Source organism: Eubacterium multiforme (assembly GCF_030813415.1).
Lineage (GTDB): Bacteria > Bacillota > Clostridia > Clostridiales > Clostridiaceae > Clostridium > Clostridium multiforme.
Genome location: NZ_JAUSUF010000004.1, coordinates 1 through 24,927 on the forward strand (window position 1 = coordinate 1; position 24,927 = coordinate 24,927).

The 24,927-nt window shown below is 26.9% G+C and carries 21 protein-coding genes and 1 pseudogene; 19 read left to right on the plus strand and 3 right to left on the minus strand.

The features are described 5' to 3' along the window. From J2S18_RS07315 to J2S18_RS07330, 4 genes and pseudogenes are all read left to right on the plus strand, one after another. A pseudogene (locus J2S18_RS07315) lies at nt 1-95 on the plus strand (NADH peroxidase); the annotation flags it as partial. Nucleotides 96-441: 346 nt separating this feature from the next. Further along, nucleotides 442-1,068, plus strand: a complete 627-nt coding sequence (locus J2S18_RS07320) for a DUF47 domain-containing protein (RefSeq protein ID WP_307485178.1) — start codon at nt 442-444, stop codon at nt 1,066-1,068. Continuing rightward, nucleotides 1,061-2,065, plus strand: a complete 1,005-nt coding sequence (locus J2S18_RS07325) for an inorganic phosphate transporter (protein ID WP_307485181.1) — start codon at nt 1,061-1,063, stop codon at nt 2,063-2,065. Before J2S18_RS07320 ends, J2S18_RS07325 begins: the two co-directional genes overlap by 8 nt. A gap of 149 nt (nt 2,066-2,214) precedes the next feature. Further along, complete coding sequence (locus tag J2S18_RS07330) at nt 2,215-3,111, plus strand: DUF368 domain-containing protein (protein WP_307485182.1); 897 nt, start codon at nt 2,215-2,217, stop codon at nt 3,109-3,111. Between the two features lie 173 nt (nt 3,112-3,284). On the opposite strand, the gene J2S18_RS07335 is transcribed toward J2S18_RS07330, so the two are convergent. Continuing rightward, nucleotides 3,285-4,007: a hypothetical protein gene (locus tag J2S18_RS07335; protein WP_307485185.1), complete on the minus strand. Its 723-nt coding sequence runs from the start codon at nt 4,005-4,007 to the stop codon at nt 3,285-3,287. A gap of 218 nt (nt 4,008-4,225) precedes the next feature. Between J2S18_RS07335 and J2S18_RS07340 the strand changes: the two genes are divergently transcribed. The 5 genes from J2S18_RS07340 to J2S18_RS07360 all read left to right on the plus strand — a co-directional run bounded on the left by J2S18_RS07340 (nt 4,226) and on the right by J2S18_RS07360 (nt 9,208). After that, nucleotides 4,226-4,588, plus strand: a complete 363-nt coding sequence (locus tag J2S18_RS07340) for a NusG domain II-containing protein (protein WP_307485188.1) — start codon at nt 4,226-4,228, stop codon at nt 4,586-4,588. 22 nt (nt 4,589-4,610) lie between these two features. Further along, nucleotides 4,611-5,129 carry a Gx transporter family protein gene (locus J2S18_RS07345; RefSeq protein ID WP_307485191.1) on the plus strand — a complete coding sequence of 173 codons (519 nt, stop codon included), beginning with the start codon at nt 4,611-4,613 and terminating at the stop codon, nt 5,127-5,129. A 70-nt stretch (nt 5,130-5,199) separates the two neighbouring features. Continuing rightward, nucleotides 5,200-6,237, plus strand: a complete 1,038-nt coding sequence (locus J2S18_RS07350) for an FAD:protein FMN transferase (RefSeq protein WP_307485192.1) — start codon at nt 5,200-5,202, stop codon at nt 6,235-6,237. A gap of 3 nt (nt 6,238-6,240) precedes the next feature. Then, nucleotides 6,241-6,621: an FMN-binding protein gene (locus J2S18_RS07355; RefSeq protein ID WP_307485194.1), complete on the plus strand. Its 381-nt coding sequence runs from the start codon at nt 6,241-6,243 to the stop codon at nt 6,619-6,621. Nucleotides 6,622-6,631: 10 nt separating this feature from the next. Beyond that, nucleotides 6,632-9,208 carry an FMN-binding protein gene (locus J2S18_RS07360; protein WP_307485197.1) on the plus strand — a complete coding sequence of 859 codons (2,577 nt, stop codon included), beginning with the start codon at nt 6,632-6,634 and terminating at the stop codon, nt 9,206-9,208. 72 nt (nt 9,209-9,280) lie between these two features. Here J2S18_RS07360 and J2S18_RS07365 read toward each other — a convergent pair whose 3' ends face one another. Further along, nucleotides 9,281-10,168 (minus strand): GGDEF domain-containing protein, encoded by an 888-nt coding sequence (locus J2S18_RS07365; protein WP_307485199.1) that lies wholly within the window; start codon nt 10,166-10,168, stop codon nt 9,281-9,283. Between the two features lie 188 nt (nt 10,169-10,356). Between J2S18_RS07365 and J2S18_RS07370 the strand changes: the two genes are divergently transcribed. From J2S18_RS07370 to J2S18_RS07410, 9 genes are all read left to right on the plus strand, one after another. Then, nucleotides 10,357-10,869: a hypothetical protein gene (locus tag J2S18_RS07370; protein WP_307485202.1), complete on the plus strand. Its 513-nt coding sequence runs from the start codon at nt 10,357-10,359 to the stop codon at nt 10,867-10,869. 254 nt (nt 10,870-11,123) lie between these two features. Next, complete coding sequence (locus J2S18_RS07375; RefSeq protein ID WP_209796104.1) at nt 11,124-11,372, plus strand: TM1266 family iron-only hydrogenase system putative regulator; 249 nt, start codon at nt 11,124-11,126, stop codon at nt 11,370-11,372. Nucleotides 11,373-11,387: 15 nt separating this feature from the next. Next, the gene (gene hydE, locus J2S18_RS07380) at nt 11,388-12,455 is read left to right on the plus strand and encodes a [FeFe] hydrogenase H-cluster radical SAM maturase HydE (RefSeq protein WP_307485619.1); all 1,068 of its coding nucleotides are present in this window, start codon (nt 11,388-11,390) and stop codon (nt 12,453-12,455) included. A gap of 10 nt (nt 12,456-12,465) precedes the next feature. Then, the gene (gene hydG, locus J2S18_RS07385) at nt 12,466-13,845 is read left to right on the plus strand and encodes a [FeFe] hydrogenase H-cluster radical SAM maturase HydG (protein WP_307485205.1); all 1,380 of its coding nucleotides are present in this window, start codon (nt 12,466-12,468) and stop codon (nt 13,843-13,845) included. A gap of 41 nt (nt 13,846-13,886) precedes the next feature. Next, complete coding sequence (gene hydG / locus J2S18_RS07390; protein WP_307485207.1) at nt 13,887-15,266, plus strand: [FeFe] hydrogenase H-cluster radical SAM maturase HydG; 1,380 nt, start codon at nt 13,887-13,889, stop codon at nt 15,264-15,266. A gap of 15 nt (nt 15,267-15,281) precedes the next feature. Further along, a complete protein-coding gene (hydF, locus tag J2S18_RS07395; protein WP_307485209.1) occupies nt 15,282-16,469 on the plus strand; it encodes a [FeFe] hydrogenase H-cluster maturation GTPase HydF in 1,188 nt (395 codons plus the stop codon). Between the two features lie 177 nt (nt 16,470-16,646). After that, nucleotides 16,647-18,077, plus strand: coding sequence for a DEAD/DEAH box helicase (locus J2S18_RS07400; RefSeq protein WP_307485212.1), 1,431 nt, complete (start codon nt 16,647-16,649; stop codon nt 18,075-18,077). A gap of 346 nt (nt 18,078-18,423) precedes the next feature. Further along, the gene (locus tag J2S18_RS07405; RefSeq protein WP_307485215.1) at nt 18,424-19,455 is read left to right on the plus strand and encodes a DMT family transporter; all 1,032 of its coding nucleotides are present in this window, start codon (nt 18,424-18,426) and stop codon (nt 19,453-19,455) included. 114 nt (nt 19,456-19,569) lie between these two features. Beyond that, entirely contained in the window at nt 19,570-22,164 is a 2,595-nt protein-coding gene (locus J2S18_RS07410; RefSeq protein WP_307485217.1) for an FAD-dependent oxidoreductase, read from the plus strand. 32 nt (nt 22,165-22,196) lie between these two features. On the opposite strand, the gene J2S18_RS07415 is transcribed toward J2S18_RS07410, so the two are convergent. Beyond that, nucleotides 22,197-23,597: a sigma-54 interaction domain-containing protein gene (locus tag J2S18_RS07415; RefSeq protein WP_307485219.1), complete on the minus strand. Its 1,401-nt coding sequence runs from the start codon at nt 23,595-23,597 to the stop codon at nt 22,197-22,199. 217 nt (nt 23,598-23,814) lie between these two features. Here J2S18_RS07415 and J2S18_RS07420 point away from each other — a divergent pair, with 217 nt between their 5' ends. Beyond that, nucleotides 23,815-24,921, plus strand: coding sequence for an iron-containing alcohol dehydrogenase family protein (locus J2S18_RS07420; RefSeq protein ID WP_307485220.1), 1,107 nt, complete (start codon nt 23,815-23,817; stop codon nt 24,919-24,921). Nucleotides 24,922-24,927 lie beyond the last annotated feature (6 nt).

Consider the following 24,927-nt stretch of genomic DNA (forward strand, 5'->3'; position numbering starts at 1 on the left):
TAGATGCAATTCATGACACAGTACATGAAATGTGTAAAGATGAAGCAAGACATGGTCAAGCATTCAAAGGATTATTAGATAGATATTTCGCTTAAAATCATAAAAATATAAAAAGTAAAAGGCTTAGAGAAATTTTTCTCTAGGTCTTTTATTTTTTTACTTAATATTAATAAATAATTTAAAAATAAAAATTAAATTATTTTCTTTAAATTTTATAATAGGTAATTAAAGGTTACTTATTACTTTATTTTTACTGTTTCAAAAATAAAAGTGTAAACCTTTTTAAATTTAAAGAAATTTCCTTTAATATTAAATTTAAGTTAATTAATAAAACAATAAGTAAACAAAATACATAAAGCATTTAAATAAAAAAAGCTAACGATTATACTAATAAAGGAACAGTTCAAATACTGTTAGCTGTTAATTTAAGGAGTGAAAAAAATGTTCAATTTAAATCCAAAAGAAGATAAATTTTTTGTACTATTTGTTGAACAAGCAAAGAATATTCATGAAGCAGGTAAATTGTTAAAGAAGGGATTTGTTGAATTAGAAAATAAAGAAGAAAATTCTAAGGCTATTGGTAAGTTAGAACATAAGGGAGATAAGATAGTTCATGATAGTATAGTAGAACTTGAAAGTGCCTTTATAACACCTTTAGACAGAGAAGATATATATGAATTAATTAAAATGATGGATAATATTTTAGATACAATTGATTCAGCAGGAAGTAGACTTATTATGTATGATTTAAAAGAATCTAGAGAAGCTGCTGTAAAAATGTGTAGTATGATTGTTGAAATAACTGAAGAAGTTGTAAATCTAATGGAAGAACTTAAAAAGATAGGAAAGAAAAATAATAGAATAATAGAAAAAATAAAAAAGATTAATGAAATAGAACATAATGGGGATAATGTTTATAGAGAAACAATCACAAAGTTATTTAAAAGTGGAGATGACGTATTAGAAATAATAAAATGGAAAGAAATATATTCACTTTTAGAAATTTCATTAGATGATTGTGAAAAAATTGCAGCTATAGTTGAAGGAGTTGTAATGAAGAATGCATAGTACAGCTGTTATGATTACTATAGCTATAGTAATTTTATGTTTAACATTCGATTTTATAAATGGATTTCATGATACAGCAACAGCAGTTGCAACAACAATTACAACTAGAGCTTTAAAGCCTAAAACTGCAATAATTCTTTGTGCTGTATTTAACTTTATTGGAGCATTTATGGGAACAGCAGTTGCTAAAACTGTTGGGGATGATATTGTAAGTCATCAATATATGCCTCAATGGGTTTTAATTGGAGTATTAATTGCATGTATAATATGGAATATATTAACTTGGTATTTTGGAATACCTAGCAGTTCTTCCCATGCTTTAATTGGTTCTTTAATAGGAGGCGGAATAGCCTTTAATAGAACTTTTAGTGTTGTTCAATGGGGAAATGTATTTAATCATGTAATAATATGGTTAGTTCTTGGTCCTGCAATAGGATTTGTATTAGGATATATAATAATGGTAGCTTTAAATTGGATACTAAGACCATTAAAACCTAGAATGGTAAATAGATTATTTCAAAAGCTTCAAATTATAGCATCAGCATTTATGGCTCTTAACCATGGTGGAAATGATGCACAAAAATCAATGGGTATAATTACCATGGCTTTATTAAGTGGAGGTCTTATAAGTACATTTGATGTACCTATTTGGGTAATAGGAGCCTGTGCTATGGCAATGGCACTTGGAACATCAATTGGAGGAAAAAAGATAATAAAAACCATGGGAAGTGGAATGGCAAAACTTACACCAGTAAGTGGATTTGCAGCTCAAATTGGTGCAGCTACATCAATACTTGGAGCTACTCTTTTTGATGCCCCAGTAAGTACTACACAAGTTATTACAACTACAATAATGGGAGTTGGAGCATCAAAAAATATTAAATCTGTTAAATGGGGAGTTGCTAAAAACATTATATGGGCTTGGATTTTAACAGTTCCATTAAGTGCAGTAATTTCTGGGCTTATAGTAGAGATTTTAAAAATGTTTATAGCATAGTTATTAGGAGATAAATTTCATTATAATTTTATCTCCTTAATTATTTATAAAGAATATATAAAAAGGTAGCTTTTTATAAGGAAAAATTGTAAAATATAGTCTGATACTAAAAAATTAGTAAATAACTTTAAATTAAGAGGAGAGATGTAATGTACATTATCAATTTCATAAGAGGTTTTTGTATGGCATTAGCTGACAGTGTCCCTGGAGTTTCTGGAGGAACTATTGCATTTATTTTAGGATTTTATGATAAGTTTATAAATTCATTAAATGATGTAGTTGTTGGAACAAAAGAAAAAAGGATAAATGCAATAAAGTTTTTAATTAAACTTGGTATAGGATGGATAGTTGGATTTATATTATCTGTACTATTTATAACATCAGTTTTTGAAAGTCATATTTATGAAATAAGTTCACTTTTTATAGGATTTATTATTGTTGCAATTCCAATAATATTTAAAGAAGAAAGAAGTAGTATAATTGGTAAATATAAAAATATAATATTTTTAATTATAGGTATATTAATTGTTGCAGGAATTACATATTTTAATCCAGCATCCTCTGGAGGTAATGGTGTAATAGTTTCAACTGATCACTTAAATTTTGGACTTATAGTTTATATATTTTTTGCAGCTATGATTGCAATATCAGCTATGGTTTTACCAGGAATATCAGGATCAACTATTCTTTTAATATTTGGACTTTATGCACCAATACTTGGAGCAGTTAAAGAAGTTATAAAGTTTAACTTTGATTATTTACCAATAGTTATGATATTTGGCTTTGGAGTATTAGCTGGAATAGCAGTTACTATAAAGGGTGTAAAATATGCTTTATCTAATTATAGGTCACAAACAATATATTGTATTATAGGGTTAATGATAGGATCATTATATGCAGTAGTTATGGGACCAACATCTTTAAAAGTACCACAAGCACCTATGAATATGAGTTCATTTAGTATAATTTATTTTATAATAGGTGGAGCTATAATCATTGGACTTGAAAGACTTAAAGTAAATTTAGAAAAAAGAAATAAAAGATAATATAAAACAAAAAAGGTACACTTTAATGTAGAGTTTTAAATTCTACTTAAAGTGTACCTTTTTTTATGAAAAATATATACTATAAAAGCTAATAGCTTTTATAAATTCTCCTCGAAAAACTAAGGTGATAATTTAAAAAAGGAGAATTTTAAGGTGTTATGTTAATCTATAAATTATTGATAATTGCTTTGAGTATTTGTCTTTAGTCTGTTTAATTTTACTTTGTTTTTATCTTTAATATATTTAAATATACGAAGTGGATAATAAGAAAGAAAAATTAAACTATAAATTAATAAATCTAAAAATTTACCACTTTGTAATTTTGGAATAAATAAAAATAAAATATGTATATAAATTAAGCCATAAAATAAATAGGCAGTTCTTTGAATGTTTTTCCAAGTTTTATAACGCATTTTCTTTCTTACAAACCTAAAAGATGTAATCATTAATGGCAACATTAAAATGATCATAAGTAATGATATTGAAGTAGCTATTAATTTGAATGTAGATAATTTACTTGGATTTGTAAAAAAGGTTGGAAAATAAAACATGCCATATAAAATATTATGTCCTAAAGTTATAATACAAGCTATTATGGATAATTCACCACGAATGCTCATAAGTTTTTTCTTTATGTTTGAAGAATTGTTTAAAACACCAGTAAACATAACTATAGTAAATAAAGCTAAAGATATTGTACCTCTAGAAAATATATTTATAAAATATTTATTTATAAATACTGGAAAATTAGAAGTTAAATTTAGTTTTAATATTACTATAAATGCTATAGATATTATTACTGATAAAACATAAAGAAATATAGAATATTTTTTTATCTGTTTAGAATATTTAATACTTAAAATCGATAAAAGTAAGATTAAAATAATAACTATCATGTAAGACCTCCTTGCAATTGAAAACAATTATCAAGTGAATTATATATTGATTTAATAAATTAGTCAAGAAAAAAATAAGAAAATATTAGCTTTATAATTAAAAAAATATATGATATCATAAACGATGATAATTAATTTCAATTGAAACTAAGGTTATTGTGCAGTTATATCTAAAATAATACTAGTTTAAAATACAACTAAACAAAAGGAGTTTTTTTATGAAAAAAATAAAAAAAGTAGAGATCATTATAACATCCATATTTTTAATAATATCTATTTTAGGTTGTGGGATAGTATATTTTATTGGTGAAAAGAGTGATAAAGTTTATGCAAGAATAACGGTAAATGGAAAAGAATATAAAAAAATAAGATTGGACAACCACAAAGGAGAGGAGGAACTAGAAGTAAAAAGCGATTTAGGATTAAACAAAGTAAAAATAATTAACAATAAGATTAGAATTGTTGATGCAAATTGTAAAGACAAGCTATGTAAACAACATGGATACATATATAAAATCGGTCAGACAATAGTATGTTTGCCTAATAAAGTAATTATAGAAATAAAAGAGTTAAAAAATTAAATATATTTATAAGGGGGTCTTTATGACTAAAACAACAAAATTAGTATATATGTCATTACTTATATCTCAGGCTCTAGTATTAAGTAAAATTGAAAGTCTAATACCAGTGCCTTTTTTAATGCCAGGAGCAAAACTTGGACTTGCCAATATTGTTACTATGATAGCTATTTATACTTTAGGTTATAAAAAAGCTTTTACTGTTTTAAGTATTAGAATTTTGTTATCTGTATTTTTTGCAGGCAGTATGTCAAAGCTAATGTATAGTTTAGGTGGTGCAAGTTTTAGTTTTATTTTTATAATAATTTTTATGAGTATTTTTAAAGAAAATATATCTATCATAGGAATAAGTATAGTTGGGGCAGTTTTTCATAATATAGGACAAATATTAGTTGCAATTTTAATTTTGGGGAGTTCTGCTGTTATTTTTTATATGCCTATTTTAATTTTAATAGCTATACCAACAGGTATATTTATAGGTTTTTGTTCTAAGTATATTTTGTTGTACTTAAAAAAATTAAATTTAAGCAAATATATTAATTGACAAGGATAAAAAAGGATGATACTATAAAAAACAAATGAGAATACATATCATTTGCATGGTAAAAGGAGGGATGGTAATAAAAAGTAAGTATAAAATTTATTTTTTAAGTTTAATTTGTATTCTTCTAGTTTTAATTTTTTCTCTTAGTTTATATTTATATAAAAAAAATAATAGCAAGCCTTTAGAAGTATCAAAGCAAGGATTTTTATTAGATACAGTAATAGATGTAAAAATATTTGATAGTGAAAATAAAGATTTATTAGATGAAGCATTTTCTCTTTGTAGTTTTTATGAAAATTTATTAAGTAAAACTATAGAAGATAGTGATATTTATAGGTTAAATAATAGTGGAACTGATGGATATAAAGTACATAATGAAACATTAAATGTTATAAAAAAGGGATTATATTATAGTGAGATATCAAAAGGTGCTTTTGATATTACTATAGAGCCTATAGGTGCTTTATGGAATTTTAAAGATTCAAAAAAAGAAATCCCAAATAAAAAAGAAATAGAGAAAAATTTAAAACAGGTAAATTATAAAGACATAGAAATAATAGATAATACAGTTAGGTTTAGAAAAGAAAATATGTCTATAGATCTTGGTGCAATTGCAAAGGGATATATAGCAGACAGGTTAAAGGATCATTTAGAAGGTAAGGGGGTTAAAAGTGGAATAATAAATTTAGGGGGAAATATTCTATGTATTGGCAGTCATAAAAATGGGGATAAATTTAAAATTGGAGTACAAAAACCTTTTGAAACTAGAGGGGAATCAATTGGAGCTTTAAATATTTCTGACAAATCAATTGTTTCTTCTGGTATATATGAAAGGTATTTTGAAAAGGATGGAAAGATTTATCATCATATTTTAAGTCCCTTTAATGGATATCCTTATGATAATAATATTTCACAAGTTACTATTGTTTCAGACAAATCAGTAGATGGAGATGGGCTTAGTACAGTATGTTTAGCATTGGGAGAGAAGAAGGGAATTGATTTAATTAATTCATTAGATGGAGTAGATGGGATATTTATAACTAAAAAGGGAGAAGTAATATTTAGTAATAATTTTAAAGGCAATACAGAATTTTTATTAGGAGAATAAAAAATGAATAAGAAAATAGGATTATTAATTCTTACTTGTATTTTAAGTGTTTCTGTAGTTGGTTGTAATAAAAATAATGATGAAAAAGATACTTCTAATAGTAAGGGGAATATAGAAAAGAAATATAAAGATGGAAAGTATGAAGGCACAGGGGAAGGCTATGAAGGAAAAACCAAAGTCTCAGTTAAAGTAGATGGAGGAAAGATTAAAAATATTGAAGTTATTAAAACTTCAGACGATGAATCATACATAAAAGAAGCAAAAAAACTCATACCTAAAATAGTAGAAACACAAAATATTGAAGTGGAATCTGTAAGTGGGGCAACTATGAGTTCAAAGGGTATTAAAAGCGCTATAAAAGATGCATTGAAAGATGCTAAATAGGGGGTAATTTATGAAAAATAAAAATATAATCATAGGGGGACTTTTTACTACAATAGTAGTTGGTGCAGCTAGTTTTGCAGTAGTAGATCCATATAATATGTTTAGTAAAAAAAATACATTAGAGGTTTCAAAAGAAAATCAAAATGCACAAGATATAGTTATTAAAGATAAAGAAGAAGAAAAAAAAGAGGATAAAAAAGAAGAGGATCAAAAAGCTATAAATTTAAGTAAAGTAAAGGATGGGACATACTTTGGAGCATCAAAGGGATATGGTGGAGAAATTAAAGTTAAGGTTACTATAGAAGATAGTAAAATTAAAAATGTTGAAGTAGTATCTCATTCAGAAACACCACAATATTATGAAAATGGTAAAAAGGTTATAGATAATATTTTAAATTCAAATTCTACAAATGTTGATTCAATTTCAGGGGCAACATTAACTTCCAATGGTATAAAAAATGCAGTTAGAGATGCTATTTCTAAAGCTGGAATAAAGGTTACCAAGGTTAATGAAGATAAAATTGTAAATAATAATAGTAATACTAATAGTGAAACTAGGGGAGTAAGTCTAGCTAAAAAGAATATAGATAGATATTTAAGTAGTGGGAAAATTAACACAAAAGAGCATAAACTAAAAGATGGTGAATATATAGGGGAAGCACCAGGTTTTAGAGGAAATATAAAGGTTAAAACTATAATAAAAAATGGAAAGTTAGCAGACATAAAAGTAATCAGCAATAGTGATGATTATGAATATTTAAATAATGCTAAAGGGGTAATACATAAAATATTAAAAAATAATGGAACTGAAGGAGTAGACACAGTTTCAGGAGCTACATATTCAAGTAGAGGAATAATAGATGCCATTAATAGATCCTTAAAAAAGGCAATTAAAAAAGATGGAACAATGGCAAAAAAGGATACTAAAGAAAATCATAAAAAAACAGATTCAAAGCCAGAAACAAAGCCAACAGTAAAACCAGAAACTAAGCCAATGCCAAAACCAAATACTGAAGATAGTAACAAAAAATATAATGATGGGAAATGGATAGGAACTGGCTCAGGATTTAAGGCGAAAACTGTAGGTGACAATGAAGTTGAAGTTGAAATAAAAGATGGAAAAATAGTTTCAATAGAAATTAAAACTTTTAACGATGATGAAGGATTTGATAGAAAAGTAAGAAAACTATTTGATAAAATAATTAAAAATAATTCAACAGGAAAAATGAAAGAAGACTTTTCAAAAGTTATAGATATGGGGCTAATTGAAAAGGAAGAAAGGATTGAAAAGCTAAAGGCTAAAATGGCTAATGCTTCTGATAAAGATGAGAGAATAAAAGACTATGAAGTAGTAAGTGGAGCTACATATTCATCTAGAGGTATAATAGAGGCAATTAATAATGCACTAAGTAAGTCAGAGAGAAAATTAGATGATAGCGTAAGAAAATTAACAATAGTAAAAAAGCCAAGTGCAACAGCTGTCTATGGAGAACCAATTGATTTAAGTAAAGTTGAATTATCTATAACATATAAAGATCTTACTGAAAAAAGAATTAAATTTAGTGAGCTTAAAGAAAATGGAATAGATTGTAATATAGCTGATAAAGCTATTATAAATCCAAAAGATAAAAGATTAACTGGAATGATGAGAGTACCTGTTACCTTTACTCATAGAGCATCTGGAGCTGCAGTAAATACGGAGATACAACTTTCTAAGAAAAGAATATATAAAGAACTAGGTAAAATAAAATTTATTAGAGATAATAAAACTGAAGAAATAATAGATTTAAAGGGATCTAATAATAAATTTGCAAGAGAAATTAAACTTGAAGATGGTAAAGATACTGATTTTACTAAAATAGAAGTATATGATGCTAATGATAAACTAGTAACTTCAACTTCAAAGTGGAATAATAATAAAACAATGTGTTTTGTTGATGTTGAACAATTAAAAGAAGAAACAGAATCTACTATGTCTATGTATCCACAAACTGGATATAGAGTTGAATTTTTAAGAAACATTAGTTTTGATTCAGAAAAAATAAAATCTTTTGAAATTAGCAGTTTACCAAAAAAATTAGATTATTTAAAAGGTGAAAAATTAGATCTTTCTGGTCTTTCAATTATAGTTACGGATAGTAATAGATTAGAGAAAAATATTAATATTGATAAACTTGAAATGTATGGATTTAAAGTTGCACCACAACATGATAGTGAATTGAAAGAAGCTGGTAATATAAAAATAAATATTAATCATAAAAATAAAGAAGTTTCAGGAAAAAACTTTGAAATAAAGGTTAAGGACAAGTTGGCATTACCTCATAAAATTGAACTTAGAGATAGTGAAAATGATGAACTTGTAGAAACAGTTTTATTAGAAAAAGATAAAAGAGTTTACAATATTAAAAAGTTACAAAAAAAATATGAAACTTCTAAAAATCCATTAAAAGTAAAAATATTATTAGAAAATGGTGATGTCTTTACTGCAAAAGATATTAAATGGAATAAAAAAAGAGATATGGCTACAATAGAACTTTCAGAAGATGGATCAAAAATACGTTTAAGTATATGGGAGTATTCAAAATAGAAAGAAAAATTTGCTAATATTAATAAGTAAATTTTTAAATAAAGCTATGACTAAATTTAGTCATAGCTTTTTCTATATATTCTTTGAAAAAACAGTAGCATTTCTACCACTATTTTTTGCTTTATATAAATTTTTATCTGCTAAATATACAAAATCTTCAATAGATATATTAGTAGTATCTTTTATAGTATAGCCCCCTAAACTACAAGTTAACTTAATATTTAAATTATCTTCATCATAGGTAGATTGTTCTACTGTTTTTCTAATTTTTTCTGCTAAAATATTTGAATCTTCCATATTAGAATTTGCCAAAACAATAATAAATTCTTCTCCCCCAAATCTCCCTAAATAATGATTTTCATCTTTTATACAAGAATTAATAGTATTTGCAAAAAATTTCAAAACTTTATCTCCAACAATATGACCATAATTATCATTTATAGATTTAAATAAATCAATATCTAATATTATTAAAGATATAGGTGAAGTATTTAAGGAAATAAGTTTTTCTAACTTTTCATATATAATACGTTTAGTATAAAGACCTGTTAATTCATCTTTATATAAGGAAGTTTCTATATTTTTTATTAAACTTTCAATTGTTTTATTTGATTCACCCTTAATAAATAAATTCCTTTTGGAGATATCTTTTAATAATTCAACAATATATGTTTTTTCATTAACAATAAAAGGAACAGCTGTAACTAAAAATACTTTAGAACCGCATACCTCTAATTTTACAAAGGTATCATTTTCTAAATAAGCATTTGAAGAAATACAATTTTTACATCTTTGATTTTTATTCCAAAATTTATAACAAGGAAAATCTTCAAATTCTAATTTAGAGCTAGAATAATATGTATTAATTACTTTGTTGTTAATAGGGTCTACTAATCGTATAAAATCATATAAATTTTTAAAAGGTTTTAATCTTTCTTTTATGTTATCAAGTAAGTTCATAATAAACCTCGCAATAATTATTTTATAATTTATGTTAAATATGGAATTGTTATAAAAAAATCCCAAAATATATTAAAAATTTATTAATTAGTTAAATAATAATATGTTTTATTATAACATAGACAATATTTTTTTTACCAACTATAATATATATAATTAGTATGTGCAAATAAAAAAAGGAGATAAGTATGATTATTGAATTAAAGGATAAAAGAATAGAAGAGTCAATTAGACATTTAAAAAAAGCTATAGAAATAGTAGGTGGAAAAGAATATTTAGATAAATTTAATAATGATTCAGAGTTTGCTGAAGAAATAATTAGTAATGTGTTTTTAAAAGGAGAGGCTATTATATATATTGAAAGAAGAGGATATACAATAGATGAACTTTCTACATTAAAAACAGAATTTGAAAAGTACTTTTTAAAAAATAAAAGAAAAGTTATAGGAAGAATATCCTCTAAAATAAAAGAGTATAACACTTTATTAGAAGGTAAAATAAGAAAGTTTAAAAAGAGTAACTCTATTGAAGAATTTAGAGAAATCGTAGATGAAATAGAAGATAGATATAAATGGGAATTTGATAACTTTTTCTTAATGTATATAGATAATTTAGATGAAAATAAAAATTATTATGGTGAATATTTAACAGAAAAGAAAAAACAGATAATAGATAGTGTTTTAATGAATTTAGGTATATAAATTTTAATAAAAATATATTATAATAAGTAATGTTCAAATATTAAGAGAGGAATCTTTTTCTATTTGTTCCTTTAAATTTATAATTAAAATCTAACAGAAAAGAGATGTCTAATCTGAAAGAAAGTTAATTCAAAATGTATATTTAGTATAGTAGGGATAGGTTTAAGTATCATCCTTATTAGTAATGCAGTTTTAGCTAATTTTCTTTAATTTAAAGGAAGTTAGCTTTTTTATTTATTAGGAGGGGTTTATTTATGAAAAAAATTGCTGTAATTAGTGCTATACTTGAATCTCCAGAAATTTGCCAAGAAGAGTTTAATAAAATAGTTTCAAACTTTAGGGGAAGCGTAAGAGGAAGAATGGGAATACCTTTTGAAGAGGGAATTTCAGTTATTTGTATAACTGTTACAGGAGAGTTAAATGAAATAAATAGTTTAACAGGAAAACTTGGTAATATTAATGGAGTTACAGTTAAAACTGCAATAGCAAAAAAGGAGATTTAGGTGAAAGGAAAAGTTATGAAAGTAATAAATATTATTGATAAGCTTTATAAGGAGCATAATGCTAAAAGAGAAGAATTATTATATCTTTTAGATAATATTACAGAAGAGGAAGAACAGTATTTAGCTAAAAAGGCTAATGAAATTCGTACTCAAAATTATGGGAACAAAGTTTATATGAGAGGGCTTATTGAATTTACAAATTACTGCAAAATGAATTGCTGTTATTGTGGAATAAGAAGAGAGAACAAAGATGCTGATAGATATAGATTAACTTTTGATGAAATAATTTCTTGTACAGACCTTGGAGATAAATTAGGATATAAAACCTTTGTACTTCAAGGAGGAGAAGACAGCTATTTTACAGATGATAAAATGGTTGAAATAATAAAAGAAATAAAGAGAAGACATCCAGAAAATGCAATTACACTTTCTATTGGGGAAAGAAGTTATGAATCTTATAAAAAAATGTTTGAAGCAGGAGCAGATAGATATCTTTTAAGACATGAAACTGCAACAAAAGAATTATATGAGAAACTTCACCCAGGTGCTTCTTTTGAAAATAGGAGAGAATGTTTAAAGAATTTAAAGGAAATAGGATATCAAATAGGTGCAGGATTTATGGTAGGATTACCAAATCAAAAAAATGAGGATTTAGTAAATGATCTAATGTATGTAAAAGAATTAAAACCTCATATGTGTGGTATAGGACCATTTATTCCGCAAAAAGATACTCCACTTGGACATGAAAAGGGAGGAACTCTTGAGAAAACTGTTATAATGCTTTCACTAGTTAGACTTTTACTTCCAGATGTATTATTACCTGCAACTACGGCACTTGGAACTATAGATCCTATAGGAAGAGAAAAGGGAATAAAGGCTGGAGCAAATGTTGTTATGCCAAATCTTTCACCAACAGATGTAAGGGATAAATATGCTTTATATGACGGAAAAATCTGTACTGGAGATGAGGCAGCTGAATGTAGAATGTGTATAGCAAATAGAATGAAAAGATTTGGATATGAAGTTGAAGTATCAAGAGGAGATAATGTAGCCTGGGAAAAAAATAATTTAAAAAAGTACTAGGAGGAGAAAAATGTTTATAAATCACGAGTTAATAAACGGAATTTTAGAAGAAACAAAAAATCCAAGTAAAGAGGAAGCAAGAGAAGCAATTGAAAAGGCAAAAAGAAGAGAAACTTTAAGTTATAAAGACATAGCAATACTTTTAGCTACAAAGGATAAAGAAGTTGAAAAAGAAATTTTTAAGTTAGCTGGAGAAATTAAAGAAAGTATATATGGAAAGAGAATAGTTTTATTTGCCCCTCTTTACATAAGTGATTATTGTGTAAATAATTGTATATACTGTGGATATCACAAATGTAATGATTTTAAAAGAAAGAAATTAACTCAAGAGGAAATTGCAGAAGAAGTTAGACTTCTAGAAAAGATGGGACATAAAAGACTTGCATTAGAACTTGGGGAAGATCCAGAAAATGCACCAATTGAATATGTTGTAGATTCTTTAAAGACAATATATAACACTCAACAAGATAATGGCGAAATTAGAAGAGTTAACGTAAATATAGCAGCAACAACAGAAGAAAATTACAAAAAGTTAAAGGATGTTGGAATAGGAACATATGTATTATTCCAAGAAACTTATAATAAGCCAATTTATGAAAGAGTACACCCAAATTCAATAAAAGGTGATTATGAATATCACTTAACATCTTTTGATAGAGCAATGGATGCTGGAATTGAAGATGTTGGAGCTGGTGTTTTATTTGGACTTGCAGATCCAAGATTTGAAGTTTTAGGACTTATGATGCATAATGCTCATTTAGAAGAAAAATATGGAGTTGGATTCCATACAATTTCTGTTCCAAGACTTAGAAAAGCAAAAGGAGTTACAATGGAAGAGTTCCCATATCTTTTAACAGATGAAATGTTTAAAAGAGTTGTTGCAGTTCTTAGAATAGCAGTTCCATTTACAGGAATGATAATTACTGAAAGAGAACCTGGTGAAATAAGAAGAGAAGCATTAAAATATGGTATATCTCAAATTTCTTCAGGATCAAGTACAGTTGTTGGTGGTTATAAAAAGAGAGCATTAAATTTAAATGATGATGAACAATTTAAATTATTTGATGCAGATTCATCAGTTCAAATAATAAAAGATTTATTAGAAGATGGTTATATACCAAGTTATTGTACTGCGTGTTACAGAAAGGGTAGAACTGGAGATAGGTTTATGTCCCTTGCAAAGAGTGGAGAAATACAAAATGTATGTGAGCCTAACGCCATATCTACCCTTGTAGAATTCTCATTAGATTATGGAGATGAAGACCTTAAAGAAAAGGCATTAAAAACAGCTGTAAAAATAGCTAGTGAAATTAAAAATGAAAAAACTAGAGCTATAACATTAAAAAATATTGAAAGATTAAAGAATGGTGAAAGAGACCTATTCTTATAATTAAATAATTTTAATAATACTTTTGGAGGAGTAAATAAAGTATGTTTATAAATCATGAATTAATTAATGAAATATTAGAAGAAACAAAAAATCCAACTAAAGAAGAAGCAAGAGAAGTTTTAAAAAAAGCAAAAAATAAAGAAAAATTAAGCTATAAAGATATAGCAATTCTTTTATCAATAGAAGATAAGGATATTGAAAAAGAAATGTATAAGTTAGCTGGAGAAATAAAATTAAGCATATACGGAAAGAGAATAGTAATGTTTGCTCCTCTTTATGTAAGTGATTATTGTGTAAACAATTGTGTTTACTGTGGTTATCAAAGATGCAATCCATTTAAAAGAAGAAAATTAACTCAAGAAGAAGTTGCACAGGAAGTTAGAATTTTAGAAAAGATGGGACACAAAAGACTTGCATTAGAACTTGGAGAAGATCCAGTAAATGCACCAATTGAATATGTTCTTGATTGCTTAAAAACAATTTATAATACTCAAAATGAAAATGGAGAAATTAGAAGAGTTAATGTAAATATTGCAGCAACTAAAGTTTCTGAATATAAAATGCTTAAAGAAGCTGGAATTGGAACTTATATATTATTCCAAGAAACTTATCATAAGCCAACATATGATAAAATGCATCCAAAATCATTAAAAAGTAGTTATGAATATCATTTAACTGCCTTTGATAGAGCTATGGAAGCTGGAATTGATGATGTTGGAGCTGGAGCTTTATTTGGACTTTATGATCCTAAGTTTGAAGTTTTAGGACTTATGATGCATAATGCTCATTTAGAAGAAAAGTTTGGAGTTGGATTCCATACAATTTCTGTTCCAAGACTTAGAAAGGCAAAGGGAGTTACAATGGAAAACTTTCCACATCTTTTAACAGATGAAATGTTTAAAAGAGTAGTTGCAGTTCTTAGAATAGCAGTTCCCTTTACAGGAATAATACTTTCAACAAGAGAAAGTGCTGATATGAGAAGGGAAGTATTAAGATATGGAGTTTCTCAAGTTTCAGCAGGTTCAAGTACAGGTGTTGGGGGCTATAAGGAAAGAGAAGAAAAAGGTCATGATGATAAGCAATTTGAAACATCAGATGAAAGAACACCACTTGAAATTATTAAAGAATTGTTAGATGATGGATATATACCAAGTTATTGTACAGCTTGTTATAGAAAAGGAAGAACTGGTGATAGATTTATGTCTCTTGCAAAGAGTGGAGAGATACAAAATGTATGTGAGCCTAATGCTATAACAACACTTGTAGAATATGCCTTAGATTATGGTGATGAAGAATTTAAGGAAAAGGCCTTAAAAACTGCCCAAAAGGTTGCAAATGAAATTGAAAATGAAAAAACAAAAAATATAGTTTTAAATAATATGAAAAAACTAAAGGAAGGCAAAAGAGACCTTTTCCTATAATAGGAGATGAAAGTTATGAATAATACACCTAATTCAAACAGAAAGCATATTGCTATTTTTGGTAATACAAATAGTGGTAAATCCTCATTGATGAACAAAATACTTGGACAAGAAATGTCTTTAGTATCTGAGGTTATGGGAACAACAACTGATCCAGTACAAAAAGCTATGGAACTTATTCCAGTTGGTCCTATTCTTTTAATAGATACTGCAGGACTTGAAGACAAATCAGAACTTGGAAGTCTTAGAATTAAAAAGACTATGGAAGTTTTAAAAAAGACTGATGTTGCAGTTTTTGTTCTTGATGCATCAAGTCCAGATTTTGAATCTTTTAATAAATGGAAAATTGAAGCTTTAAGATATAATATTCCATTTATTGTTGTTGCAAATAAAGCAGAAGTTGCAAATAAAGAAATTGTTGAAACTTTAAATGATAAGTACGAAGATGTTATTTGCACATCAACTGTTACTAATATAGGAATAGAAGAATTAAAGGAAAATCTAGTTGAAATTTTAGAAAAAGAAGAGGATGAAAAATCTTTAATTGGAGACTTAGTTCCTTATAATGGTAAGGTAGTATTAGTAGTACCAGTTGATTCAGAGGCACCAAAAGGAAGACTTATACTTCCACAAGTTCAACTTATAAGAGATTGTTTAGATAATGGAATTAAAAGTTATGTTGTAAGAGATACAGAACTTGAAGATGCTTTAAAGGATTTAAAGGATATAGATTTAGTAATTACAGATTCACAAGCTTTTAAAAGGGTAAGTGAAATAGTACCTAAAAATATTAAACTTACAAGTTTTTCAATTCTTTTTGCAAGACAAAAGGGAGATTTAAATGCATTTATAGAAGGTGTAAATAAAATAAGAAATTTAAAACCTAATGATAATATTTTAATTTCAGAAAGTTGTACTCATAATGTTTCTCATGAAGATATAGGAAGAGTTAAAATTCCAAAGCTTTTAGAAAAATATGTTGGAGGAAAACTTAATTTTACCTTTAGAGTAGGTCATGATTTCCCGGAAAATATAGAAAAATACGATTTAATAATTCATTGTGGAGCTTGCATGATTAATAGAAAAACAGTTTTAAATAGAGTTAAACAATGTAATGAAAAAGAAGTTCCAATAACTAACTATGGAGTTGTACTTGCATTTTTAACTGGAATATTAGAAAGATCTACAAATAATTTAATATAGAAGATATCTGTGTAGTTAAGTAAGTTTTAAAGTTATCAAAAACTAAAACTTACTTAAAGCATAGATTAAAATATAAAAATAATTAAAAAAAAGTAATCTTTAAGATTGCTTTTTTTGTTTATGAATAAAAATTTGTGTTATAGTAAATAAGTAAAATAAAAAGTAATGGAGAAAAATATGAAAAACGAATTTGAAAAGTATAATTTAAGTAAAGAAATAATTAATTCATTAAATGATTTAGGATATATTAAACCAAGTGAAGTTCAAAAGCTTGTAATTAAGGAAGCTTTATTTAATAAGGATTTAATTGTTAAAGCACAAACAGGTAGTGGTAAAACAGCAGCCTTTGGTATTCCTCTATGTGAAAAGATAGATTGGGAAGAGAATACTCCACAGGTTCTTATACTTGCACCAACTAGAGAACTTGCAATGCAAATAAAAGATGATATTACAAACATTGGGAGATATAAAAGGATTAGAGTTGTATCTTTAGTTGGAAAGGAGTCCTTTAAAGATCAAGAGAGAAGTTTAAAAGGAAAAGTTCACATAGTTGTTGGAACTCCAGGAAGAGTATTAGATCATTTAGATAATGGAAATTTAAATGGTAAAGCCTTTAAATATTTAGTTATAGATGAAGCTGATGAAATGTTTAATATGGGATTCATAGGTCAAGTTGAAGGGGTTTGTAGAAGAATAACTAGAAAGAGAGTTACAATGCTTTTTTCAGCAACTATGCCAGAGAAGATTAATGAGTTAACAGAAAAACATATGAATAGGCCAGTAGTTATTAAAATTAAAGAACAAGGCTTAATAACAGATAGAATAACTCATGGATTAATTAAAGTTTCAGGAAAAGAAAAACTTGAAAAGGTTAATGAAATATTATTAAAGGAAGGGCCAGAAACTGCAATAATGTTTTGTAGAACTAAAGATAATGTAGAAAATTATTTTAATTATTTTAAAGATAAAGGATATTCAGTAGATAAAATTCATGGTGATATGCTTCAAAAGGATAGAACAAAAAAAATGAATGAATTTAAGGAAGGAAAATTTAGAATTCTTATAGCTACTGATATTGCAGCAAGAGGAATTGATGTTCATAATATTACTCATGTAATAAATATTGATATTCCAGTTGAGAAGGAAAGTTATGTGCACAGAATAGGAAGAACTGGAAGAGCAGGAACAAAGGGTAAATCAATAACATTAATGACACCTTATGAAGATAAATATTTAGATAGAATTGAAGAATATATTGGATTTAAAATAGAAGATTACAAAGAAGAGAATAAAGAATTTAATAAAGAAGAAAGAATAAAATTATTAAAAAGTAAACCTGTCATTAAAAAACAAACTAAAAAAATTACAAAAAATATAACTAAACTATATTTAAATGGTGGAAAGAAAAAGAAAATAAGAGTTATTGATATTGTTGGAACTATAATGAGTATTGATGGTATAGAAAAAGAAGATATAGGTATTATTGAAGTTAATGATACAGGTTCAACTGTTGAAATACTTAATAATAAAGGCAAAAAAGTTTTGAAGGAATTAAAAGAAAAAACAATAAAGGGTAAAAAGCTTAGAGTTGAAATAGCTAAAAAATAATATATATTTTGAAGGTAGTAATAATTGTCACTTAATTAACAATTATTACTACCTTTTTTATTTACTTTATTTTTATTAGCAGATTATTAAATATAATAAAGGTTTATATTTTTTTATTATAAAACTTAAAAGATTAAAATAGTGTAATTTAAAGTTACAGTGTAATTAAAAATTACATATTTAAAAAGAAAAAGTGTAATTTTTAATTATAGTAACAAAAGAAGATAGACATATATTTAACAAACAATGAGCTCTGGAAAAGTTGGCATGATAATTGCTAAATATATTAAAGTAATAAATTAAAAAATAATCTTAAGAGGAAAATGAAAGGAATGAATCTAAAAAAATGGATAGAAAGAAATTTAGAAAAGGACTTATGTTTGGTATATTAGTTGGACTTGCATGGGGCTTAGATGGAGTACTTATGGGAAGAGTTGGGGATAATGCAATTTTTACAGATAAAATTTTTGCCTTAAGTCAAGGAGTGTCACAAACAAGTTTTGAGTTTTCACCTCTTGTAACAGCATTTTTTCATGAAAGTTTTTGTTTTGTGTGGGTTGCGTTATTCCTAATATTTAGAAAGCAGCTAAAACATGTTTTTTATTTACTTTTTAAAACTAAAAAAGGTAAAGCAGCTGCAATTGCAGCATTAGTTGGTTCACCAATTGGTATGAGTGCTTATCTTTTAGCAATTAAATATGCAACAGCACCATATGCATCAAGCATTTCTGTAATTTATCCAGGAGTTGGAGCAATATTATCATATCTTATATTAAAAGAAAAATTATCACTTAGAGCAGTAGTTGGTATATGTGTAAGTTTACTTGGATCATTTATGTTAGGTTTTAATCCAGGAAATGTTCCACCTACTTTCTTAAAGGGAATATTATTTGCAGTAATTGCAGTATTTGGTTGGGCACTTGAAGGAGTTATTATTGGATTTGCAATGAAGCATATAAAAGATGAAGATCACATAGAAGCGACACCACAACAATTCTTAGGACTTAGATATTTTATTTCAATGATTTCATATGCAGTTATAGTATTACCTTTAATAAAAGGATATCCACTTGCAGGCTATGTAGTACAAAGCGGATTAGTATTTAAATATGCAGGTATTGCAATACTTGGAGCAATAACATATTTAGCATGGTATAAAGCAGTTGATTTAATAGGAGCTGCTATGGGAACTGCATTAAATAGTACAGCAGCACTTTGGACAATAATATTTAGTGCAGTATTATTTGGAAATAAAATAACAGGATCATTAGCATTATGGGGATGTGTAATAGTTCTTGGAGTATTTATATTTGCAATAGATCCAAAAAACTTTGGTAAGAAAAATGAAAAAATGTTAGATAGTGAAAATATAATGTAATAAAAAATTTAAAGATAACAATTACTTAAATTTTTATTTAAGTAATTGTTTATTATCATATGAAAATTAAAATGAATATGGAATACAGTTGATAACTTTTCAGGAGGAACTTAAATGTTAAAAAAAGAAATAATAGAAAATATGCAAAATATAGTTGATAACTGCATGGGAGACTCTGAGGCAGCTTGTGTTGCTACTTGTCCTATGCATACAGATGTAAAAAAATATGTAAGATTAATTAAAGAGGATGATGGAAAAGGTGCAATAAAAGTTATTAGAGAAAATCTTTTTATTCCAGGAACTCTTGGAAGAATTTGTGCGCATCCTTGTGAGAAGAAATGTAAATGGAATGAAGGAAAAAGTCCTATGGCAATTGCTTCATTAAAAAGATATGCAGCTGATAATTTTGATGATGAAAAGGATTGGGATTTAACTATAAAGGCTGAAAATGGCAAGAAAGTTGCAGTAATAGGTGCTGGTCCATCTGGATTACAAGCAGCACTTGAACTTAGAAAAGAAGGAATGAGTGTAACTGTTTTTGAAAAACTTCCTGTAAGAGGAGGAATGATGGCAGTTGGTATTCCAGAATATAGATTACCAAGAAATATATTAGAAAAAGAAATAAGTTATTTAGATAAATTAGGTGTTAATTTTAAAGTTGGAGTTGAAATTGGTAAAGATATTAAATTTAGTGATTTACTAAAAGATTTTGATTCTGTTGTAGTTGCAGTTGGTAAGCATATGGGAAGAGTAGATAGAAGTTTAGAAAACTTTGATGCTTCTGGTGTATTTAGTGCAGCAGAATATTTAAAAGAGGCAGCCCTTACAAGAAATGTTCAAGAATCAGGTAAAAAAGTTTTAGTAGTTGGTGGCGGAGACGTTGCTATGGATTGCTGTAGAGTTTCTAGAAGATTAAAAAATACAGAGGAAGTTTATTCAATCTGTTTAGAGGATAGTTTTCAAAGTATGGCATCATCAGAACATGAAGTTACAGGTGCTATTAATGAAGGCATAATCTTTAATCATGGAGAAGCTATAAAGGAAATTAAAGTAGATAAAGATGGAAGAGTTTCAAAAGTTATATTAAAGAAATGTTTATCAATGTTTAATAAAGAGGGTATGTTTGCCCCAACATTTGATGAAAATGATACAAAGGAATTAGAAGTAGACACAATAGTATTTGCAATAGGACAAGGTGTTGATGAAAACTTTGCAGAGGAAATTTTAGAGCAAAGAAGAAATTCAACCTTTGAATGTAATAAAGAAACACTTCAATCCATATCAAATGAAAAAGTATTTATAGCAGGAGATGCTTCTGGTGAATCAGTTATAGTTATACAAGCTATGGCAACAGGTAGAAGAGCAGCAGAGTCTGTAATTAGATTTTTAAATAATGAATCATTAACAGAAGGAAGAAATTTAGAAGATACATGGAGTTTTGATACTAAACTTGATATGCCAACTAACTGGGATGAAATAGTAAGAGTTAGAGAAGATATGAAAGAATTAGACCCCAAAAATAGAGTTAATTCTTTTGATGAGGTTGCCCTTGGCTATACTAAAGAGGAAGCTTTAAGAGAAGCTGATAGATGTAGACAATGTGAATGTAAACTTTGTATGAAAGAGTGTTTAATGCTTAGAGAATATACAGAGTGTCCTAAAAATTTATTTAAAGAATATTTAGAAAAAGGATATGAAAATATGGATAAGATAATAGCTTATTCATGTAATCAATGTAGTCAATGTACAATAGTTTGTCCAAAGAATTTTAATATAAAGGATAACTTTATAGAAATGAAGGAAGAATTTGCAAAAGAAAATAATGGTTATGCACCACTTAAGGAGCTTGAATATGTAGCACCACAGCAAGAAAAAGAAGCTGGTGAAAAATATTCAACTCAACTTAAAGGAGCCCATGGAAAAGCAAAGAAAACTAAATATGTTTTTGTTCCAGGATGTACAGTTCCAGCTTATATTCCAGATGCCTGTGATAAAGTGTTAAATCATTTAAAAGAAAAACTTGGGGAAGAAAATGTTGGAGCAATACTTCAATGTTGTGGTAAAGTATCTTTATTAGTTGGAGAAAAGGAAAGATATTTAGATATAAACAAAAAGGTTATAGACCAATTTGATGAAATGGGAGCAGAAGTTATAGTAACTATATGTCCTTCATGTTATAAAGTTTATTCAGAAACTGTTAAAAATCAAAAGGTAATATCCTATTGGGATCTTATGAGAGAAGAAATTGGACTTCCAAAGGAAGCTGTATCTATAGGAGCAGAATCAGATGTTGTATTTAATATACATGATTCTTGTGTAACTAGAGATGTAATTTCTCATCATGAAAGTGTAAGATGGATGTTAGACGAAATGAATTATAAGTGGAGTGAAATAGAACATAACGGTAAAAACACAAGATGTTGTGGTGTTGGGGGTATGGCATGTAGCTCAAATCCAGAACTTTATAAGAAATTATATATGAGAAGAGCAAATGATTTTAATGAAGAGTCAGTAGTTACTTATTGTGGATCTTGTAGAGGAACTATGGAGGCAGCTGGTAAGGATGCAGTTCATATATTAGATCTTATGTTTAAAGGAAGCAGTTATAAAGCTTCTGATAGAAAAGATGGCAGAGGTTATAAAAATGAAGAGGAAATGTGGAGTAGAAGATTAGCTACTAAGGCTAAATTTGATGCTTATAAAAAATAATATATAAATTAAAAGGGACACTTAAAAATTGTTTAAGTGTCCTTTGTTTTTGATAGACCATAGCGTTTCATTTTGTTGTATAAGGCATTTCTACTTATACCAAGGCTTGCGGCAGCTTTAGTCATATTACCATTAAAATAATCTACAGTATTTTTTATTGTTCTTTGTTCAAGTTCTAATAAGGTAGATAATAAAACTTCCTGCTGACAATCAGTTTCTTGTTTTTTTTGTTTATTACAAGTAGGACAATTTTCATCATCACAAATATGAAATATTTCATTGCCTAAGTTATCATATTTTAAACAAGTACATTCATCAAAATTCATTTCATAACTTGTTTCTCCATTAAGATTAACAATATTTTCTACACAGTTTTCTAATTCTCTTATATTACCAGGCCAACAATAAGAAATCATTTTTTTAAATAATCTATTAGATATTTTAGGTATAGGTTTATTAAGCTGTTTACTTTTAATATCTAAAAAATAATCAAGTAATATAGGTACATCACCAAATCTATCCTTAAGAGGTGGCATATTAAGTGGGATTACATTTAATCTATAATATAAATCACTTCTAAAGCGGCCATTTTTAATTTCTTCTTTTAAATCTTTATTAGTTGCAGCAATTATTCTAACATCAATGTTTATTGGAGTTTTGCCACCAACTTTAGTTATTACACCTTCTTGAATAACTCTTAAAAGATGTACTTGCATTTCAAGGGGCATTTCACCAATTTCATCTAAGAAAATTGTACCTCCATTTGCAAGTTCAAATTTACCGGCTTTACCACCTTTTCTAGCACCTGTAAAAGAACCTTCGTCATAACCAAAAAGTTCACTTTCTATTAGTGATTTTGGAATAGCGCCACAATTAACAGCTATAAAAGGTTCGCTTGCCCTTAAGCTATCATTATGAATTGACTGTGCAAGAAGTTCTTTTCCACAGCCACTTTCTCCTGTTATTAAAACAGTAGAGGGACTTTTAGAAATTTTCTTTGCAGCAGTTATAACCTTTTTTATTTGAGGGCTATCACCAATTAGATTATCAAAAGTATATACAGCATAAGATGTTGTTAATTTATTTAAAGTGTTTATTAGTTTTTTAGTATCCTTTAAAACTAATAGAAAACCATAATCATCATCAGGATAATTTAATTTAATTAAGTCAGAAGTAAAAATTGATTTTGAATTTGATAAAGATATATTCTCTATAATATCTTTATTTTCTTTAACCATCTCATTTATATTTGAGTTTAATTCAGGAAAAATATCAAAAATATTTACTTCCTTAATGGTAAAATGAGATAATTTAAGTAATTTTAGAGCTTTATCATTAGTAAATATAATTTGTTTATTTTTGGATAAAGTTAAAATTCCTTCATCTAAAGAATTTAAAATTATATTATAATATTTTGTATCTAAAATTTGCATTATATTTTTAGCCTCCTTTATTAAGAGAGTATGAAAATTTCTATAATAAATAATATTATTTTAGCATAATAAGATACAGATATAAATGTGATAAATTGTAATATTAGTAATAAAATAATAATAATTATAAAAGAGTATAAATCATTGGAGTTTATGGTAAATAATGGTAAAATGTATTAAAGAGAGTATTTTATGAGTATTATATGGAGGGATAACTTTGAAATTTAATTTAAAAGTTCCAACAGAGATATTGTTTGGAGAGAATATAATAAAAAGTAATTATAATAAATTTAATAATTTAGGAAAAATAGCTTTAATTGTAATTGGGAAAAAGTCAGCCAAACTAAATGGTGCATTAAGTGATGTGTTGTATGCATTAGATAAGGAAAATAAAGAGTATTATATCTTTGATAAAATTGAAGAAAATCCATCCTTAGAGACAATTGAAGATGGTGGAATTTTAGGGAGAAGGGTAAAGGCAGATTTTATAATAGGTATAGGAGGAGGTTCACCTTTAGATGCGGCAAAGGCAATATCAGTATTTATTAAAAATCCAAATATTGATAAAAAAAGTATTTTTAATGGAGAAAATCTTAGTGGTGTTCCAGTTATTGCAATACCAACTACTGCAGGAACTGGAAGTGAAGTTACTCAATATGCAATAGTTACAGATCATTCAATAAAGAAGAAAAAGAATTTAGGACAAAGTATATATCCAAAAGTTGCATTTATAGATTTTAAATATACTAATAAATTAAATATAGAAATGACAAGATATACAGCAATGGATGCCTTTTCTCATATAGTTGAAGGATATTTAAATAGTAATTCAACAGAGTATACAGATAAACTTTCCCATGAGGCATTAAAAATATGGGGGGAAGCACTTGAAGGACTTTTAAAAGGAAATATTACTAAAAAAGATAGGGAAAATCTTATGATGGCATCTACCTTAGGGGGAGTGATAATATCACATAATGGAACATCTATTCCTCATGGAATGGGATATCCACTTACCTATAATAAAGGAGTTCATCATGGGTTAGCTAATAGTTGTTTGTTTTGTGAGTATTTAGATGTATTTAAAGATAGGAAAAAGGTTAATAATATAATTAATATATTAGGTTTTTCATCTCTTAAAGATTTAAAAAAGGTAATAAATAGATTATCAGAAAATAATATATCAATTACAGAAAAAGAGGCTAAAGAGTATACAGAAGAAATATGGAACAATAAAGATAAATTAAAGAATCATCCAGAAGATATAAGTTATGATGATTTATATAATATATATTATAAAAGCTTAGTAACAAATAAGTTATAATATATA